The organism is Streptomyces sp. NBC_00209, from assembly GCF_045206345.1.
Lineage (GTDB): Bacteria > Actinomycetota > Actinomycetes > Streptomycetales > Streptomycetaceae > Streptomyces.
Genome location: NZ_CP108121.1, coordinates 3,302,088 through 3,319,886, shown reverse-complemented (window position 1 = coordinate 3,319,886; position 17,799 = coordinate 3,302,088). Strand labels below are relative to the sequence as shown.

Below are 17,799 nucleotides of genomic sequence, written 5' to 3'. Positions count from 1 at the left end.
CGTGAAACCTCAGCGGTCCTGACGGGATTTGAACCCGCGGCCTCCACCTTGACAGGGTGGCGAGCACTCCTAACTGCTCCACAGGACCAAGCAATGTGCGAGACGAGTCTCGCACACGTTCAAGCGTGCCCCCAACGGGATTCGAACCCGTGCTACCGCCTTGAAAGGGCGGCGTCCTGGGCCACTAGACGATGAGGGCTAAGGGCCCACCTGCGCGCCTTGCAGCGCGTCGGGGACGTGAGAAGCATATGGGATGCCGGGGGCGTTCGCCAAAACGGTTTACGGGGACGGGGTCGGCCCGGTCGGGGAAGGGCTCGTGAGAGCCGGTTTCTGTTCGGGCAGATGGCGGCTGACCTCCGCCGTCGTCAGTCCGAGGCCGCCCAGGGTGATCTCGTCCCAGGCTTGCAGACGGCGGGTGGAGCGGTCCAGGTAGAGCACCGACGCGAGCACCTGTTCCGGCTTCTTGTTCTGGACGGCCCGCAGCCCGCCGCCGCCCGTGGAGCCCTCGATCATCAGCCGGGTGCCGCCCTTCAGGACCTCGTTCCGGCGGTGGTGCACATGGCCCGCCAGCGCCAGCGGCACCTCGCCGTCCGTCTCCTTCACCGCCTCCGGCTCATGGGCGACGGCGATGTCGACGGGGGTGCCGGACCGCTGCTGCTCGCGCAGGGCTGCGGTGAGCGTGCGGCCGGCCACGCCCTCGACGTCCTCCGCCTGTTCGGGGCCCGTCCGGTCCGGGGTGAACTGCGGGTCCCCGGTCCCGGCGACCCGCAGCCCGCCGACCGTCACGGCCCGGCCCTGGTCCAGGACGTGGACGTTCCGGAAGCGCTTCTTGTTGGACAGGTACTTCTGCGTCACCGCCGAGTCGTGGTTCCCGCGCACCCAGACATAGGGGGCGCCGAGGTCGGCGATGGGGTCCAGGAAGCTGTTCTCGACGGCGGTGCCGTGGTCCATCGTGTCGCCGGAGTCGATGATCACGTCGATGTCGTACTGCTCCACGAGCGAGCCGATGATGTGCCACGCGGCCGGGTTCAGATGGACGTCCGAGACATGCAGAACGCGCAGGGTCGCCGGGTCCGGGCTGTAGACGGGGAGCGTCGAGGTGGCGTCGTACAGCTTGGTGACGTTGGTGACCAGGCGGGCCAGCTCCTGCTGGTAGACGTCGAAGTCGCTGACGATCGAGCGGGCGTCGCCGACGACCGAAGGGGCGCTGGAGAGCAGCCCGGAGAACTTGGGCTCCAGGACCGACTTCGGGTTCCAGGTGGCGTACGCGCTGACGCCGGACGCGGCCAGCAGCGCGAGGGCCAGGCCCCCGGCGGCCAGGGCCCGGCGCGGCCGGCGGTACACCACGAGGCCCAGCGCCGTCGCCCCGGTCACCACCGCCACGCAGGAGCGCAGCGCCAGCTCGCGGGTGCCCGACGCGACGTCCGACGTGACCTCGTCCTCCAGTCCGGCCAGCCGTTCGGGGTGCTGGACCAGTGCCTGCGAGCGGACCGGGTCGAGCTGGTCCACGTCGACGTCCAGGCGGACCGGGGCGTGGTGCGAGTCCAGCTCCAGGGCGCCGAGCGGCGAGACGTTGATCTTGGTGCCGCCGCTGAGCGAGGGCCGCAGGGTCATCGTCGTGTCCATCGGCCCCACGGTCGTCCGGACGCTGCCCACCGCGAGCAGCCCGAGCCAGGCGCCGAACAGCACCACGACGACCAGTCCGAGCGCCCGGACGGACGGGCGGGGTGCGGCGAGGGGCCCGCGGGCGGCGCTGTGGGGCATCGCGCGGCGGGGTATCGGGCTGCGGAAGGGGAGTCGGGCGCGGGCCATTGGGTGCCCCTGCCCCAGTCGTGGTGCGGGTATGCCCGGGCGCGGGGACCTGGGCGGGCGGGGGTGCCGTACGGGACAATGGCCGGGTGCTGGAGATGACGCGGGAAGCGTTCGAGGAACTGGTCGCCGAGGCGCTGGACCGGATTCCGCCGGAGCTGACCCGGCTGATGGACAACGTCGCGGTCTTCGTCGAGGACGAGCCGGAGTCCGATGACCCGGAACTGCTCGGCCTGTACGAGGGCACGCCGCTGACCGAGCGCGGTGAGTGGTACGCGGGCGTGCTGCCGGACCGGATCACGATCTACCGGGGTCCGACGCTGCGGATGTGCGAGACGCGCGAGGACGTGGTGGCCGAGACGGAGATCACCGTCGTGCACGAGATCGCCCACCACTTCGGCATCGACGACGAGAGGCTGCACGCGCTCGGCTACGGGTGAGCCGGGCGGCCGCGCCGAAGGAGCCGGCCCGCCGGGCGTGTCCCGGGCGGGGTCAAGGGAGTTGGGCAGAGCGCACCCGTCTCGTTCATGTCAGGCCCCGTCCTTCCTCGTGTCCCCGGAGGTGCCCCCGTGCGCCAGTTCTCCGTCCCCGTCCGCTGGGCAGCGGTCACCGCTGTCACGCTCGCCACGTCCACCGGCTGTATGAGCGTCGGCTCCGACGGTGCGGAACCGGCGCCCTCGCGGTCCGCCGAGCCGAAGGGCGCCGCGGTCGAGCCGAACGGCTCCACGGTGACGGGGACCGGGCACTCCCGGTTCGGCGGCGCCGGTGCGCAGTCGGAGCGCCGGGGCGCCGGGCCGAGCGCTTCCGCGTCGCCCTCCGGGAGCGCCCCGGCGGCCGACGGGCCCGGGGGCGGGTCGGAGAAGGGCGAGGGCCGGGCCGCGCATCCCTCCGGACCGGCGGGCCCGGGCGGGTCCGCGCCGCCGGAGCCCTCGGCGCCGGCCGGCCCCGACCCCGTACCCGGTCCGGAGGATCCGGCGGACACACCCGCGCCGCCGGAGCCGGAGGAGCCCGGTCCGGAGCCCTCTGATCCCGCGCCGCCGGCGCCCTCGGCGTCTCCGGCGGCTCAGTTCCGTACCGACGCCCTGGGCTGGCCGGACGAGGTGGCGGAGCTGCGTACACCGGAGGCATCACCGCAGGTGGGACCGGCCTGAGGGGACGGGCGGAGGAGACGGCTTGCGCAATGTGGGTGAGAGTGCGTATGGTGGTAGATCGCTTGATCCTATTGCCCGGCGCCGACACAGAAGAGCGCCGTGTGGCGCGTACTCTCCCTTGCCGTGGCTGGACCGCATTGAGGCGGTCGACATTGCGAAATCACGGAGTTATGGGCGCGTGCCGAGACTCCGGAAGGTTTCGCATTTCGCATGTCAATTTCCAGTTCTGACCACACCGTCATGCCCGAGAACGTCGAGAACGACGAGCTCAACGCTGTCACCGAGGCCGTCGTCACCGAGGCCGTCGTCACCGAGGCTGTCGTCACCGAGGCCGCCGAGGCTTCTGAGCCGACCGTCACCTTCGCCGACCTGGGCCTGCCCGAGGGCATCGTCCGCAAGCTCGCGCAGAACGGTGTGACCACGCCCTTCCCGATCCAGGCGGCGACCATCCCGGACGCCCTGGCCGGCAAGGACATCCTCGGCCGCGGCCGTACCGGCTCCGGCAAGACCCTCTCCTTCGGCCTGCCGACCCTGTCGGCGCTGGCGGAGGGGCGCACCGAGAAGAAGAAGCCCCGCGCGATCATCCTCACCCCGACCCGTGAGCTCGCGATGCAGGTCGCGGATGCGCTGCAGCCGTACGGCGACGTGCTCGGCCTGAAGATGAAGGTCGTCTGCGGCGGTACGTCGATGGGCAACCAGATCTACGCCCTGGAGCGCGGTGTCGACATCCTCGTCGCCACCCCGGGCCGGCTGCGCGACATCATCAACCGCGGCGCGTGCTCGCTGGAGAACGTCCAGGTCGCCGTCCTCGACGAGGCCGACCAGATGTCCGACCTGGGCTTCCTGCCCGAGGTCACCGAGCTGCTGGACCAGATCCCCGGGGGCGGCCAGCGCATGCTCTTCTCCGCCACCATGGAGAACGAGATCGGCACGCTGGTCAAGCGCTACCTGAGCAACCCGGTCACCCACGAGGTCGACTCCGCCCAGGGCAACGTCTCGACCATGTCGCACCACGTCCTCGTCGTGAAGCCGAAGGACAAGGCGCCGGTCACCTCGGCGATCGCCGCCCGCAAGGGCCGCACGATCATCTTCGTCCGCACCCAGCTGGGCGCCGACCGCATCGCCGAGCAGCTTGTCGACGCGGGCGTCAAGGCGGACGCGCTGCACGGTGGCATGACGCAGGGCGCGCGCACCCGGGTCCTGGAGGACTTCAAGAAGGGTTACGTCAACGCGCTCGTCGCGACCGACGTCGCCGCGCGCGGTATCCACGTCGACGGCATCGACCTGGTCCTGAACGTGGACCCGGCCGGTGACCACAAGGACTACCTCCACCGCTCGGGCCGTACCGCCCGTGCCGGCAAGTCCGGTGTGGTCGTCTCGCTGGCCCTGCCGCACCAGCGCCGCCAGATCTTCCGCCTGATGGAGGACGCGGGCGTCGACGCCTCGCGTCACATCGTGCAGGGCGCGGGCGTCTTTGAGCCGGAGGTCGCCGAGATCACCGGCGCCCGTTCGCTCACCGAGGTCCAGGCCGACTCCGCGAACAACTCCGCGAAGCAGGCCGAGCGCGAGGCCGCCGAGCTGACCAAGCAGCTGGAGCGCGCCCAGCGCCGCGCCGTCGAGCTCCGCGAGGAGGCCGACCGCCTGGTGGCGCGTGCCGCCCGTGAGCGCGGCGACGACCCCGAGGCCGCCGTGGCCGAGGTCACCGCCGAGGCCGAGGCCGCCCTCGCGGCTGCCGCCGCCTCCGTGCCGGAGCAGCCGGCCGTGCGCGAGGACCGCCGCGACGAGCGGGGCAACTACGAGCGCCGCGACAACCGCGGTGGCGGCTACCGGGGCAACGACCGCCGTGACGACCGCGTCGGCGAGCGCTCCGGCCGTCCCGCCGGTCAGAGCGGCTACCGGGGCAACAGCGACCGCCCCTCGTTCCGCAGCAGCAACGACCGTCGTGACGATCGTCCTTCGGGTGGCTTCCGCTCCGGTGGCGACCGCCGCGACGACCGTGGTGGCCGTTCCTTCGAGCGCCGCGACGACCGTCCGTCGTTCAACCGCGACCGTCGTGACGACCGTCCTTCGGGTGGCTTCCGCTCCGGTGGCGACCGCCGCGACGACCGTGGTGGCCGTTCCTTCGAGCGCCGCGACGAGCGCCCGTCGTTCAACCGTGACGACCGTCCTTCGGGCGGCTTCCGCTCCGGCGGCGGCGACCGTCCGTTCAACCGCGACCGTCGTGACGACCGCCCGTCCGGTGGCTTCCGCTCCGGCGGCGACCGCCCGAACGGCCGCCGCGACGACCACCGTTCGACCGGTACCGGCACCAGCACCGGCTCCTTCGGCCGCCGCGACGACAAGCCGCGCTGGAAGCGCAACGGCTGATCGTCCGTAGGTCTCCGACCTGATGAAGCGGGCCCGTCCTTCGTGGACGGGCCCGCTTTCGTTTGTTCGCGGAATCGTTCTTTGAACGAGTTCGAATCTGGCTACCGGTGCATGCGCGGCTGCTGTTAATGTCACCTGCATCGCATGGGGGGTAGGGGCCGGGGGGCTTTCACTTCGCACAGACCGCGGCGCATGCTGCCGCGTCCTCCTCATGCTCTTGAAGCACCCAGGAGGGGCTCGTCTTGAGACGCCGTACGGCCGTGAGAAGTGCTGTCGCGATGATCGCGGCGCTGGGGATCGGGGCGGCGTTCGTGCCTCCCTCCGCCGGCGCGGAGGCTTCGCCGCCCGCCGGGCTCGTCATCCCCGCGGAGCAGAACCAGAACCCCAACGCGGCCCGCCTGGTGGGCGCCGGGGCGACCGGGTATCTGTGGGGGCAGGCAGGAGAGGGCTACAACTGGACCTCGTACGCCGACGGGTCCACGCGAGCCGTCCCGGTGCCGGACAGGCAGCGGGTCGCCACAGTGGCAGGCACGGACGTCGTGACCTTCACCGGTTTGGCGTCGCCCGTCCAGCGGGACATGCGGACCGGGCAGGAGTGGTCCCTGCCGATCCCCTCGGGGTGGCGCCACGCCGGCACCTACGGCGGCACGGTCGTCACGACCGCCACCCCCGAGGGCAAGCCGGGACTGCGTCAGCTGTCCTGGAAGAACGGCCAGGTGGTGGAGACCCCGGTGGCCGGACTGCCGGACGGGGCCAGGTCGCTGTACGTCCAGGAGCATGGCAGCGCGGACGGCGTGTTCGTCGAGGCGACTGTGAACAGCCGACGGGTCGTGTACCGGCTGGACGACTCGGGACTGCACCCGACGGCCCTCCTCAACAGCTGGGTGACGCCCGGAGAACAGCGGGTGGTCCAGCGGTTCGGCGACACGGGCACCTACCGCGTGTGGGACCTGACGGACCTCTCGAAGCCCGCCCACGAGATCACCCTCACAGATGTGGGTGGCGGGAAACTGCTCGGCGTGGTCGGCGACGAGGTCCTGTACACCCGGCCGTCGGCGACCGGCGGGGACACCGCGACCGACCACGCCGTCCTCGCGGTCCCGGTGACCGGCGGCCCGGAGCGCGTGGTCCTCGACCGTGCCGCGGCGATACCGGTGGTCGAGCCCGACGGAACGATGCTGCTGGGCAGGGCGAGCGGGAGTCAGGACGCGACCAGTTCCGTGTACGCGCTGCGGGCGGGCGCGGAAGGCAGGGTCACCACGGCGAAGGTGGCCGACGTCGCCGCGATCGCCACCGTCGTCGAGGGCATGAGCATGGCTCAGGGGCGCCTGCACACCGTCGACAGGATCCCGTTCGGCAAGGCGCGGCTGCGCCGGACCGACGTCTCGCCGAGCGGCGGTCCGACGGCCGGACCGCGCGTGGACCGGGGGCTGTTCAACCAGTACGCGGGCTGTGACTGGGACTGGTGCGAGGAGATCCAGTCCACCGGTGACGGCCGGCTGGCGTACCAGGGCATCAACGGCGAGGGGCTGAGCGTCCTCGACGAGTCGGCGTCCCTGCCGGCCCGGAAGGTCAACGACCAGTCCACGTACCAGCAGCCGCACGACACGATGCAGGCTTCCGGCCGCTACACCGTGGCAAGGATTCCCGGACCGTCTTCGGAGGACTACAACCCGCGCCTGCAAGTCATCGACCTGGACACCGGGAAGCCGGTCTACACGGGCCCCGCCCAGAACGCGTACATGCCGGCGTTCGCGATCGACGGATCCACGCTGTGGGTGGAGGGTGCCGCACAGGGCGTCGTCCAAGCGCTCGACGTACGCACCGGAGACAACGTCCGCAGCGTCGACGTCGGCGACTGCGACCTCACGGATCTTCGCGCCAACGGCACCGACCTGTACTGGGAGTGCGCGACCGGCACCTCCGGCGTCTACGGCACCGTCACGAAGAAGTCGGTCCGTCTCCCCGCCCACGGGGACGCGATGCTCGGTGACGGTTACGTCGGATGGGAGAAGGACGGGGTCCTCTCCGTCACCGATGTGCGGGGCACGACGGGCACCCACGTCGTTGGCCGGCCGGCCAATCCCGCGCAGGGCGAGGGGTGGACCGTCGACCGGTTCGGCGGCCCGCTCGCCTTCGCCGACACGGACGGCAGGGTGCACGTGGTCCCGTCCGGTGTGTCGGCCTCCGCACTGTCCGTCCGCGACTTCGCCGCCGCGGCATCGGTCAACGTCGCGAGCGCTCCCTGGTCACCCCGCTGGTGGCTGTCGAAGCCCGCGTCGTCCTGGCAGCTGACGCTGCGGAACGCCGCGACGGGGGCCACGGTCCGCACGCTGGCCGGTGGTGAGGCGCGGGGCCTGGTGAAGGCCGGGTGGGACGGCAAGGACGCGGGTGGCCGGTTCGCGGCCAATGGCGCGTACAGCTGGACGCTGACCGCGAAGCCCGCCGACGGCCGGGGTGCCGCCCTGACCGCTTCCGGGACCGTGAAGGTCTCCGGAGCGGCAGCCGCGCCACGGGACTTCGTCGGCAACGACGGGTTCGGGGACCTGCTCGCGTTCACCTCGGCGGGCCAGGCCGACTGGCGGGCCGGTACCGGGACCGGGGCCGGGCGGGTCGAGGACAAGGTGTCGGCCACCGGCTGGACGGGCGACAACACCGTGACCGCCGCCGTGCCGTTCGAGGACATCAGCGGCGACCGGTGCAACGACGTCCTGGTCCGTACGAAGGCGGGCGAGCTGCGCGCGTACAAGCCGGGCTGCGGGGCCGCGCTCAAGCCCACGACGCCGCACACGAAGATCGGCACCGGCTGGAACATGTTCGACGCCCTGACCTCGCCCGGCGACATGTCGGGCGACGGGCGCGCCGATCTGCTCGGCCGGACGCCCGCGGGCGATCTGTACTTCTACAAGAGCAAGGGCGACGGCTTCTTCGAGCCCCGGGTGAAGATCGGCTACGGCTGGCAGGGGTACCTCCTGGCCGGGACGGGCGACCTGGACGGCGACGGCAAGGGCGACCTGGTGGCCCGCGACCGTTCGGGCGACGTGTGGCGCTACCCGGCCACCGTCAACGGCACACTCGGCACCCGTACCAAGATCGGTTACGGCTGGACCATGTACGACACGATGGTCGGCTCCGGCGATCTGAACGGCGACGGCCGCGCGGACCTGCTGGCCCGCGACACGTCCGGCGTGCTGTGGAGCTACCGCGGCGACGGCAAGGGCGCGCTTGCGGCGCGTACCAAGGTCGGCGGCAGCTGGCAGATGTACAAGAATCTCTTCTGATCAATCATTTGACCTCCGGGCTTCCCGGAAAGGAACTTCTCTTGACCGTGTTCATACGCGGGCGCGCCGCGCTCGTGGGCGCCGTGGCCGGGGCGACCGTCCTCGCCACGGCCGCCGTACCGGCGAGCGCCGCCGACCCCGCCCCGGCCACCGTGGCCACGACCGGGGTGTACGGCCTCGACTTCGCGGGCGGGCGGCTGGTGACGACGGAGCTGAGCGCTTCCGGCGACCGTACGGTGTACGACCGCCGGGTGTCCGCCGACGCCCTGACCGTGGGGGCGCGCGAGAGCCGTGCCTTCGCCGGGACGTACGCCAACGGCGCGCACCTCGGGACGGTGCCCTGTGACAACGGCGCCTGCGTCGAGCTGGTCGCCTCGGGCCACGGTGACGTCGGTACGGTGTTCGTCGACGGCGACGACGCCGGCACCGAGTCGGTGAAGTTCTGGGCGCCCGGAAACTCGTACCACGGTGGCGACGTCAAGTACCCCGTGGATACTGCCAAGGTCGTGGACCTGACCGGGCGCGCCTACGTCGTCAACGGCGGTTCCCCCGCCAAGCAGCGGGCGGGCATGTACCCGGGCCACACCTCGACCGCCGAGCCCATCGTCCGCACGCCGGGCGCGGCCTCCGTCTGGGGCACCGCGCTGTGGGCGGCGACCACCGCCACCGGGGCGCTCACCGCGACCGACCTGGAGACGAAGAAGGTCGTGGAGACGGCGGCCACCGGCGCTCCCTGCGTGATCAAGGAGGTGCGCGCGGTCGGCCGCTGGGTGTACTGGAACTGCGGGACGACCGGTGCCGCGGGTGTGTACGACCGTACGGCGAAGAAGTCGTTCACCGTGCCGTCCGGGCCCGCACTCGTCGGCGACGGCTACCTCGTCCGGCACGACCGGAGCGCGGGCGAACTGCTGCTCACCGACTTCCACACGGGCAAGGCGGCCGCCCCGCGCGCGATTGCGGCGCTCCCCGCGGGGAAGACCGCCGATCAGCGGCGGCTGACCTGGGCGGTGGACAAGTTCGGCGGCGACATCGCGTATCTCGACGCGGCGCAGACCCTGCACGTCGTGCCCAGCGGGGTGCCCGCGCAGCCCCTCGCGAAGATCGCCGCCGATCTCGGCGACTCGTACATGGACATCAAGGGCGTCGACGGGCTGGAGAGCTGGAACAGCACCTGGCAGTTCAACAAGCCCGTCTCCTGGACGTACGCCGTCAAGGACTGGACGGGCCGCACGGTGCGCACCCTCAAGGGCGGTGACGGGACCGCGGCGGACGTCGACTGGGACGGCCTGACGGACGCGGGCGGATACACGGGCAACGGCCCGCACAGCTGGACCCTGACGGCGACGGCCGAGGACGGTACGGGGAAGTACACCGCCAACGGGACCATCGCGGTCAGCGGCGGCAAGCCGGGCTTCCACGACCAGGGCCGCTCCCACATCGGCGACCTCGTCACGCTCAACTCCCACGGGGACCTGACCATCCAGTTCGGGCAGGACTCGGGTGTCTTCAGCGGCAAGGCGTCGGGGACCGGCTGGCCGGCCGGCACGGTCGCCGTACCCTTCGCGGACACCGGCAGCGATCGCTGCTCCGAGCTCCTCGTCCGGATGCCCGGCGGCGAACTGCGCCGGTACGACGGCAGCTGCGGCACCTCCGGCTACAGGCCGACCAGCAAGCACACCGTGATCGGCGGCGGCTGGCAGCAGTACGACGTGCTGACGTCGCCCGGCGACCTGAACGGCGACGGCCGGGCCGACCTCGTCGCCCGTCAGACGTCCACCGGCGACATCTACTTCTACGCGGGCACGGCCGCGGGGAAGTTCCTCCCGAAGACCCGGATCAACACCGACTGGCGGACGTACGCTCAGATCACCGGCGTCGGCGACATCACCGGCGACGGCATCCCTGACCTGCTCGGCCACGACCGCAGCGGCGGCCTGTGGCGCTACAACGGCCTGGGCAACGGCCGCTTCGCGGCGCGCGTGAAGGTGTTCTCGGACTGGGGCAGCTCGTACAACGCGCTGATCGGCGTCGGCGACCTGAACGGCGACGGCCGGAACGACTTCGTCGTGCGCGACTCGGCGGGCAAGCTGTTCCGCAACAACGGCAACGGCAAGGGCTCCTTCGGAGCCCGTACGCAGATCGCCACCGGCTGGCAGACGTACAAGGGCATCTTCTGAGTCCTGAGCCCTGAGCCCTTGAGCCCGCCCCCACCCCGGTGACGGGGCCGCGCAGCCGATACCCGATCGGCTGCGCGGCCGGGGCGGGCTATGCTCGGGGTGATGTGCCGAGGGCCGTTAGCTCAATTGGTCAGAGCAGCGGACTTTTAATCCGTTGGTTGTGGGTTCGAGTCCCACACGGCCTACCTCGTGGCCCCGGGTCAGCGCGTGCGCGACCCGGGGCTCTGTCATGTGCGGGGGCGGGCGTCAGACCAGGAGCTTCGACTTCGCTCGCTGGTACTCCTCCTCGGTGATCGCGCCCTTGTCCTTGAGGTCGGCGAGCTTCGACAGGTCCTCGACATGGCCGCCGCTCTTGTGGCTGCCGCCGCCTTCCGTACCCGCCGCGTCCCTGATGTACGCCTTGAAGGCGGCGTCGCGTTCCTTCGCGTCCTGGACGTCGCGCTTGCCCATGGACTTGCCGCGGGCGATCACGTAGATCAGCACGCCCACGTAGGGCAGCACCAGCGCCAGGATCAGCCAGCCGGCCTTGGCCCAGCCGCTCAGGTCATCGCTGCGGAAGATGTCCATGATGACCCGGAAGAGAAGGAAGAGCCACATGATCCAGAGGAAGAACCAGAGCATCGTCCAGAACAGGTTGAGCAGGGGATAGTCGTCCATCGTCCACTCCCGGAGCCTCGAAATGGCTGAGTCTGAAATCAGTCATATCGCCATATGGGTCCGTGCGCCCGTTGGAGGGGGTGCGCTGTGGAGGGGTGGCGCCTACTTCTCCGGCTCGGACGCGTCGGCGGCTGCGGCCGCCTTCTTGCCGTGGACCATGATGCCGATGAAACCGGCGAGGAACCCGCTGATCAGGCCCGATATCGCGTGGTTGAACGCGTTGCTGGACGCGCTGCCCGGGAGGCCGATCGCCAGGTAGTTCACCGCCGCGCTCATCGCCGCGCCCATCGCACCGCCGATGAGGCCGCTCTTGGCGGCGGCGCGTACGGGTGACGGCGGGGCGGCCGAGGAGGCGGGGGTGTGATCGGAGGCGAGTGGTGCGGCCATGGTCGAGAGCCCTCCAGGCAGGCTGCGATCAGAGACCGGGAGCGGCTCTCCGCGCGCCGGCATGCGCGGTCGGGGGCCTGCTCGCACGGCAGCCCACCGAGCCGGGGGTGCAGCAGCTGCGTTGCGAAAGAACACATGTTCCCTCGCAACGCCTTCTCTTTTTCGGCACTTTGGCGTTCTGGTCAAGGGGGGCCGCGGTCCGCGCCGTCGGTGCGCACGGGGTGTGCGGGACGGGTGGTCATGAGAGCTCCGAACATGCAGTAGAGTTGTGTTTACCGACGCGGGGTGGAGCAGCTCGGTAGCTCGCTGGGCTCATAACCCAGAGGTCGCAGGTTCAAATCCTGTCCCCGCTACTGAAGGATCAGGCCCGGTACGCTGACAGCGTGCCGGGCCTGATGCGTTGTCGGCGCCTACGCGTTTTCGCCCCATCGGCGGCCGAGGATTCGCCCGGTTGCCGGGCGGGCGCGAGGCTGAGAGAGGTGCGCGGTATCGGCCGTGGCCGCACCGGGCAGGAGACCGCAGGTGGGGAAGTGGGCGCGACGGTGGCGAGGGCGTGACGGTGTGGACAGCCGTCGATTCGTCCGGGTGCTGCCCGCCACGATGATCGTCGTGGGAGTGGTCTTCGACTACTTCACCCCGCCCGCGTTCACGGCGATCCCGATGTTCGCGGCCGCCCCGCTGATCGCCGCGCCGTTCTTCGGCCTCGGCGCCACCCTCCGGATCGGGCTCGCCGGGGTCGTCGCGATCGCCGCGATGCGGCTCTACACGGGGGACCTGCCGGGCGCGGTCCCGGTCATCGAGATGCTCACCGTGCTGACCGTCGCCTTCCAGGCCGCGGTGATCAACCGTGTTGTGCGGCGCGGCAGCGAACAACTGGCGTCCGCCCGGATCATCGCCGAGACGGCCATGCGGGCCGTGCTCCCCGCGCCGCCCGAGCGGATCGGCGGACTCCAGGTGGCCGCGCGGTACGAGGCGGCGCAGGCGGACGAGTTCGTCGGGGGCGACCTCTTCGCGGCCGCTGACACTCCGTACGGCGTACGGCTTGTGTTGGGGGACGTGCGCGGGAAGGGGCTGGAGGCGGTCGGCGCGGTGGCGGTGGTGATCGGGGCGTTCCGGGAGGCGGCGGAGCAGGAGAAGTCGCTGGAGGGCGTGGCGCAGCGGCTGGAGCGCGCGCTGGCGCGTGAGTCGGTACGGCGGAGCAATCTGGACGCGTTCGAGGGGTTCGTGACCGCCGTGTTCGCGGAGATCCCGCCGGGCGCGGAACGCGTACGGCTGGTGAACCGCGGCCATCCGGACCCCTTGCTGCTGTACGGGGACGGGGCGGTGGAGGCGCTGACGCCCTCGGAGCCCGCCCTGCCGCTGGGCATGGACCTGGGGGTGCGGCCGGACCGCTCGGACGAGTGGGAGCTGCCGTCCGGCGGGACGCTGCTGTTCTACACGGACGGCCTGTCGGAGGCCCGTGACGCCGAGGGCGTCTTCTACGACCCGGCGGAGCGGCTGCGCGGGCGCCTCTTCCCGGGCCCCGAGGAGCTGCTGTCCGCGCTGACCGACGACGTACGGCGGCATACGGGGGGCGAGTCGACCGACGACATGGCGCTGCTCGCGGTGGCTCGGCCGGCCAAGGGACAGCCCGACCGGCGCAGGACGGTGAAGATCGTCAAGGGGGGTGCCACACTGCGTGACTGAGAGACGCCGCTCCGCATAACATTTGACGCAACGTCGGAAAAAGCGTAGTGACCGAACGCTGATCAACTCGCCCGATTCCACCCGGTTGTGTCCCATAAAGTCCAGGCCAAGCGCGTGAACGATCAGTGGGAACAGCTTGGAATCGGACCCGTCTGTCTATTAACGTTCGATAACGCAGCGCGGTTGTCCCAGCCGTCGTCAGGGACGGCGCCGTGCGCGTGCGCCGAATTCCGCAAGGGAACCGGGGAACCACCTACATGGGGTGAATCGGGCATCTTCGTCTTCACAAGAGGCGGAGGAACCCGTAGGAGACCTTCCTGCTCCGAACCCGTCAGCTAACCCGGTAGGCGAGAAGGAAGGAAAGGAGTGCGCCCGCGTGGCGTCCAACAAGCCTGCCCCCGAATCACCTTCCCGGTTCGTGCCCGAGTACGGCGCCGACTTCGTGTCCGGCCCCGGCACCGCGTACATCCCGGAACAGGGAAGCGACTACACGACCGATCGGGGCAACGGCTTCGCCACCGGCGCCGGTTTCGGCAGCGGCTTCCGCGCCGATGACGCCGACTCCGAGCGGGCCTGGGAGGAATGGAACCCCACCGAGGAGTCCGTTCGCCCCGTCCGCGGCAAGCACCGTGTCGCCAAGCAGCGCAATGGTCTGGCCCGTAGCTCCACCGTCCTCGGCGTCGGTGTCATCGCGGCCGTCGGCGCGGGAGGCATGGCCACCGCGCAGAGCAAGCCGCCGGTCTCCATCTCTCTTCCCGATTCCATCGCGGACAATCTCCCCGACGCCAAGTCCCTTCCCGGCGTGGGGGCGTTGTTCTCCGGCGAGAGCGCGGCCGAGACCCCCGCTGCCGCCACCGCCGCAGCCCCGCTGACGACCGCCGGCATCACCACGGCCGAGGCCGAGCAGGGCACCACGGACGCCGGCGAGGCGCTGCGCGCCCGCATCCTCCAGCAGGCCGAGCAGCAGCAGGGCGCCGCCGACGCCGAGGCGAAGGCGGCCGAGGAGAAGGCAGCTGCCGAGAAGGCGGCCGCCGAGGCGAAGAAGCAGCAGGACGAGGCCGAGGCCAAGGCCGCCGCCGAGAAGAAGAAGGCGGAGGAGGAGGCGAAGAAGAAGGCCGAGGCCCTGCGCCTGGCCAAGCTCGCCGCCAGTTACGCCATCCCGACCTCCTCGTACACGATCACCTCGACGTTCGGCGAGGCCGGCTCGATGTGGTCCTCCGGCTACCACACGGGCCTCGACTTCGCGGCCCCGACCGGTACCCCGATCAAGGCCATCCACACCGGCACCATCAAGTCGGCCGGCTGGTCCGGCGCCTACGGCTACCGCACGGTGCTGGAGCTGGAGGACGGCACCGAGCTGTGGTTCTGCCACCAGTCCTCGATCGGCGTCACGGTCGGGCAGAAGGTCACCACCGGCGACACCATCGGCCGCGTCGGCGCGACCGGCAACGTGACCGGCCCGCACCTCCACCTGGAGGTCCACACCCCCGACGGCACCGGCATCGACCCGATGGCCTGGCTGCGCGCCCGCGGTCTCACGGTCTGAGCACTTCCGCTCCGCATTCTTGAGCCCGGGCTCTTCCCTGCCCGCGGCCGTCCGAACCCCGGCAGCCCTGACGCACACCCCCGACGTCAGGGCTGCCGGTCTGCGTGGCCGCAGCTGCCGGATGCGGCAGCCTTCCGGATGGATGGGGCACGGAATAGCGGGCAGGCCGGAAGCTGTTGTTCCACATATGACTTCACTGCGCAATCTCGGCCCGTCGGGCCTCCAGGTCTTCCCGCTCTGCCTCGGTGGAAACGTCTTCGGCTGGACCGCGGACGAGGCCCAGTCCTTCGCCGTCCTCGACGCGTACGCGGCGGCCGGCGGCAACTTCGTGGACACCGCCGACGCCTACTCGCACTGGGTGCCCGGCAACGAGGGCGGCGAGTCGGAGAGGGTCATCGGCACGTGGCTCGCGTCGCGCGGCAACCGGTCCGACGTCGTGGTGGCCACCAAGGTCGGCGCGCTCCCCGGCTACAAGGGCCTCTCGGCACCCACGATCAAGTCGGCCGCCGAGGAGTCGCTGCGCCGGCTCGGCACGGACCACATCGACCTGTACTACACGCACTTCGATGACGAGACCGTCCCGGTCGAGGAGATCATCACCGCGCTCGACGAGCTGGTGAAGGAGGGCAAGGTCCGCGAGATCGCCGCCTCCAACATCAGTGCCGCGCGGCTGCGCGCCTCGCTGGAATTCTCCGAACGCGAGGGCCTGGCCCGCTATGTGGCGCTTCAGCCGCACTACAACCTCGTCTCCCGGGACACCTACGAGGGCGAGCTCCAGGACACCGCCGCCGACGCCGGGCTCGCGGCCGTCCCGTACTACGCGCTGGCCTCCGGCTTCCTCACCGGCAAGTACCGCTTGGGGACGACCGTGGACAGTGCCCGCGCCGGGAGCGCGGCCGGTCACCTGGAGTCGGAGCGCGGACAGCGGGTGCTCGCCGCGCTCGACACGGTGGCGCGGGACCGGGACGCCGAGATCGCGACGGTGGCCCTGGCCTGGCTCGCGTCCCGCCCGACGGTTGCCGCGCCGATCGCCTCCGCCCGCACGCTCGACCAGCTGCCCGCCCTGCTGGCCGTCGCCGGGCTTGAGCTGACGGACGAGGAGCTGTCGACGCTGACGGCGGCGTCGGCGTAGGGGTCAGGCCGGCGGCCCGTTGTTGTAGGGCTGCTGGCCGTAGGCGTGTTGACCGTAGGGCTGCGTCGTCGGGTGCGGGGGCGGGCTGCCGTACGGGGATGGGCTGCCGTACGGGGCCGGGTTGCCGTTGTACGGATGCGGGTGGCCGTTGTACGGGGCCGGGTTGCCGTACGCGTAGGGCGTGGGCCCGCCCGCGTACGGCCGGCGGGGTGGCCAGGCGGCCGTGTAGCCGGGCGGCCGGCGGTGGGTGGCCCGGGCCGCGTACGCGAGGGCGGGGCCCGCGATCTCACGGCGCTGCCACAGGTGATGCAGCAGCTCCAGCTCGCGCGCGGCGAAGTCCGGGTCCGCCCTGCCCAGCCCGGCCTGCCGGCGCAGGGAGGCCAGGGACGTCGCGAACGCCTCGTACTCGGCGACCGCCCGCGCCGCCGCCCTGCCGCGCTCCTTCGCCTCCTTGGCACGGACCCTCGCGTAGTCCGGGTGGTACGGATGGCCGGACGCGCTCACCGCGTACCGCCGGCGGGCCGCGTTCCTGGCCAGGGCGCGGGCCCGCATCGAGGCGAGGGCGCGGGGTTCGTCAGGGGTGAGCCAGCCGGCTTCGGCGTACGCGGGGAGCTCGACGGCCAGGGAGCGGAGCTCCTTGCGGCGGGCCCGGACCATCTGCCAGGTCACCAGGCCGAACACCGGGACCATGAACGCCCCGTACACGATGTAGAAGCCGTACCGGCCGAAGGTCGCCGAGCCGTTCCACAGGGCGTGCATGCCCATCGCGAGGATCAGGCCGAGCAGCGGGACGGCGATGCGCCGCACCCGCCGGCCAGGGGCGCTGCTCGCGGCGATCCCGAGACCGATGCCGGTCATGACGGTGAAGAGCGGGTGGGCGAAGGGGGTCATCACGGCCCGGACCAGGAACGTCACCACGGTCACCGACGCGAAACCGGAGTCCAGTTGCTGGTCCTCGCCGAAGGCGTTGCCCAGGTAGAGGATGTTCTCGGTGAAGGCGAACCCCGTCGCGGTGAACCCGGCGACGACGACGCCGTCCACGATCCCGGTGAAGTCCCTCCGGCGGAAGAGGAAGAGCAGCAGGACAGCGGCCGCCTTGGCGCTCTCCTCGACCACCGGTGCGATGACCGTGGCGCCGACGGTGTCGGCGTTCCCCGGATCGCTGTCGGCTATCCACCGGGTCGCGAACGAGTTGGCGAGGATGGCGACCAGGGCCGCCGCGCACGCACCCCACGCGAAGGCGAACAGCAGATTCCGCCACGGAGTCGGCTCGACCCGGTCCAGCCAGCGGAAAGCCGTCATCAGTACCGGAACAGGCAGGACGGCCAGGCTCAGGCCGACGAGGAATCCCTCGGTGCCGGTCTGGTCGCGGACCAGGGCGAGGATCACCACCCCGCAGAGCGCGAGCAGCGTGAAGACGGCGACGACTCGGAACGTCCGGTTCCGCCAGAGCAGGCCGACGCGGCGCGGCCGGTAACGCCACTGGCCCCGCGCCGGCACGGCGGCCAGGATCTCGCCGACCCGCTGCTCCTGGAGCACGGGGACGGCCGGCTGATCCCACCGTTGTCGCTGAACAGACCCGTCGGACACCCCTCGACCCTAACGA

Annotated in this window: 12 protein-coding genes, 4 tRNA genes and 1 riboswitch; of the genes, 10 read left to right on the top strand and 6 right to left on the bottom strand. The window is 71.3% G+C overall.

Features of this window, described 5'->3' with window-relative positions; translation table 11 throughout:
- Positions 1-13 precede the first annotated feature (13 nt).
- The 3 genes from OG867_RS14925 to OG867_RS14915 all read right to left on the bottom strand — a co-directional run bounded on the left by OG867_RS14925 (position 14) and on the right by OG867_RS14915 (position 1,812).
- Positions 14-88 (bottom strand) — tRNA-Asp (locus OG867_RS14925).
- Positions 89-126: 38 nt separating this feature from the next.
- Positions 127-199: transfer RNA gene (locus OG867_RS14920), tRNA-Glu, on the bottom strand.
- A gap of 80 nt (positions 200-279) precedes the next feature.
- The gene (locus OG867_RS14915) at positions 280-1,812 is read right to left on the bottom strand and encodes a metallophosphoesterase (RefSeq protein ID WP_406285764.1); all 1,533 of its coding nucleotides are present in this window, start codon (positions 1,810-1,812) and stop codon (positions 280-282) included.
- Positions 1,813-1,898: 86 nt separating this feature from the next.
- Here OG867_RS14915 and OG867_RS14910 point away from each other — a divergent pair, with 86 nt between their 5' ends.
- The 6 genes from OG867_RS14910 (at position 1,899) to OG867_RS14885 (ending at position 10,970) form a co-directional block, all read left to right on the top strand.
- Entirely contained in the window at positions 1,899-2,249 is a 351-nt protein-coding gene (locus OG867_RS14910) for a metallopeptidase family protein (RefSeq protein WP_018101725.1), read from the top strand.
- 129 nt (positions 2,250-2,378) lie between these two features.
- Entirely contained in the window at positions 2,379-2,960 is a 582-nt protein-coding gene (locus OG867_RS14905) for a hypothetical protein (protein WP_406285761.1), read from the top strand.
- A 240-nt stretch (positions 2,961-3,200) separates the two neighbouring features.
- Positions 3,201-5,327 (top strand): DEAD/DEAH box helicase, encoded by a 2,127-nt coding sequence (locus OG867_RS14900; RefSeq protein ID WP_406285759.1) that lies wholly within the window; start codon positions 3,201-3,203, stop codon positions 5,325-5,327.
- Positions 5,328-5,605: 278 nt separating this feature from the next.
- Positions 5,606-8,608, top strand: coding sequence for an FG-GAP-like repeat-containing protein (locus OG867_RS14895; protein WP_406285756.1), 3,003 nt, complete (start codon positions 5,606-5,608; stop codon positions 8,606-8,608).
- Between the two features lie 47 nt (positions 8,609-8,655).
- Positions 8,656-10,785, top strand: a complete 2,130-nt coding sequence (locus OG867_RS14890; RefSeq protein ID WP_406290961.1) for an FG-GAP repeat domain-containing protein — start codon at positions 8,656-8,658, stop codon at positions 10,783-10,785.
- 111 nt (positions 10,786-10,896) lie between these two features.
- Positions 10,897-10,970, top strand: a tRNA-Lys gene (locus OG867_RS14885).
- 61 nt (positions 10,971-11,031) lie between these two features.
- Here the strand turns inward: OG867_RS14885 and OG867_RS14880 are convergent.
- Both OG867_RS14880 and OG867_RS14875 read right to left on the bottom strand, forming a co-directional pair.
- Complete coding sequence (locus tag OG867_RS14880; protein ID WP_406285753.1) at positions 11,032-11,442, bottom strand: SHOCT domain-containing protein; 411 nt, start codon at positions 11,440-11,442, stop codon at positions 11,032-11,034.
- A gap of 102 nt (positions 11,443-11,544) precedes the next feature.
- Complete coding sequence (locus OG867_RS14875) at positions 11,545-11,829, bottom strand: hypothetical protein (RefSeq protein ID WP_406285751.1); 285 nt, start codon at positions 11,827-11,829, stop codon at positions 11,545-11,547.
- Between the two features lie 279 nt (positions 11,830-12,108).
- Here OG867_RS14875 and OG867_RS14870 point away from each other — a divergent pair.
- The 4 genes from OG867_RS14870 to OG867_RS14855 all read left to right on the top strand — a co-directional run bounded on the left by OG867_RS14870 (position 12,109) and on the right by OG867_RS14855 (position 16,193).
- Positions 12,109-12,182, top strand: a tRNA-Met gene (locus OG867_RS14870).
- A 169-nt stretch (positions 12,183-12,351) separates the two neighbouring features.
- Positions 12,352-13,515, top strand: a complete 1,164-nt coding sequence (locus tag OG867_RS14865; RefSeq protein WP_406285749.1) for a PP2C family protein-serine/threonine phosphatase — start codon at positions 12,352-12,354, stop codon at positions 13,513-13,515.
- Between the two features lie 211 nt (positions 13,516-13,726).
- A riboswitch (cyclic di-AMP (ydaO/yuaA leader) is annotated at positions 13,727-13,880 on the top strand.
- An 11-nt stretch (positions 13,881-13,891) separates the two neighbouring features.
- On the top strand, positions 13,892-15,061 hold the full coding sequence (locus tag OG867_RS14860; protein ID WP_406285746.1) for a M23 family metallopeptidase: 1,170 nt from the start codon (positions 13,892-13,894) through the stop codon (positions 15,059-15,061).
- 187 nt (positions 15,062-15,248) lie between these two features.
- Positions 15,249-16,193: an aldo/keto reductase gene (locus OG867_RS14855; protein ID WP_406285744.1), complete on the top strand. Its 945-nt coding sequence runs from the start codon at positions 15,249-15,251 to the stop codon at positions 16,191-16,193.
- A 3-nt stretch (positions 16,194-16,196) separates the two neighbouring features.
- On the opposite strand, the gene OG867_RS14850 is transcribed toward OG867_RS14855, so the two are convergent.
- Positions 16,197-17,783, bottom strand: coding sequence for a PrsW family intramembrane metalloprotease (locus OG867_RS14850; RefSeq protein WP_406285742.1), 1,587 nt, complete (start codon positions 17,781-17,783; stop codon positions 16,197-16,199).
- Between the last annotated feature and the right edge of the window lie 16 nt (positions 17,784-17,799).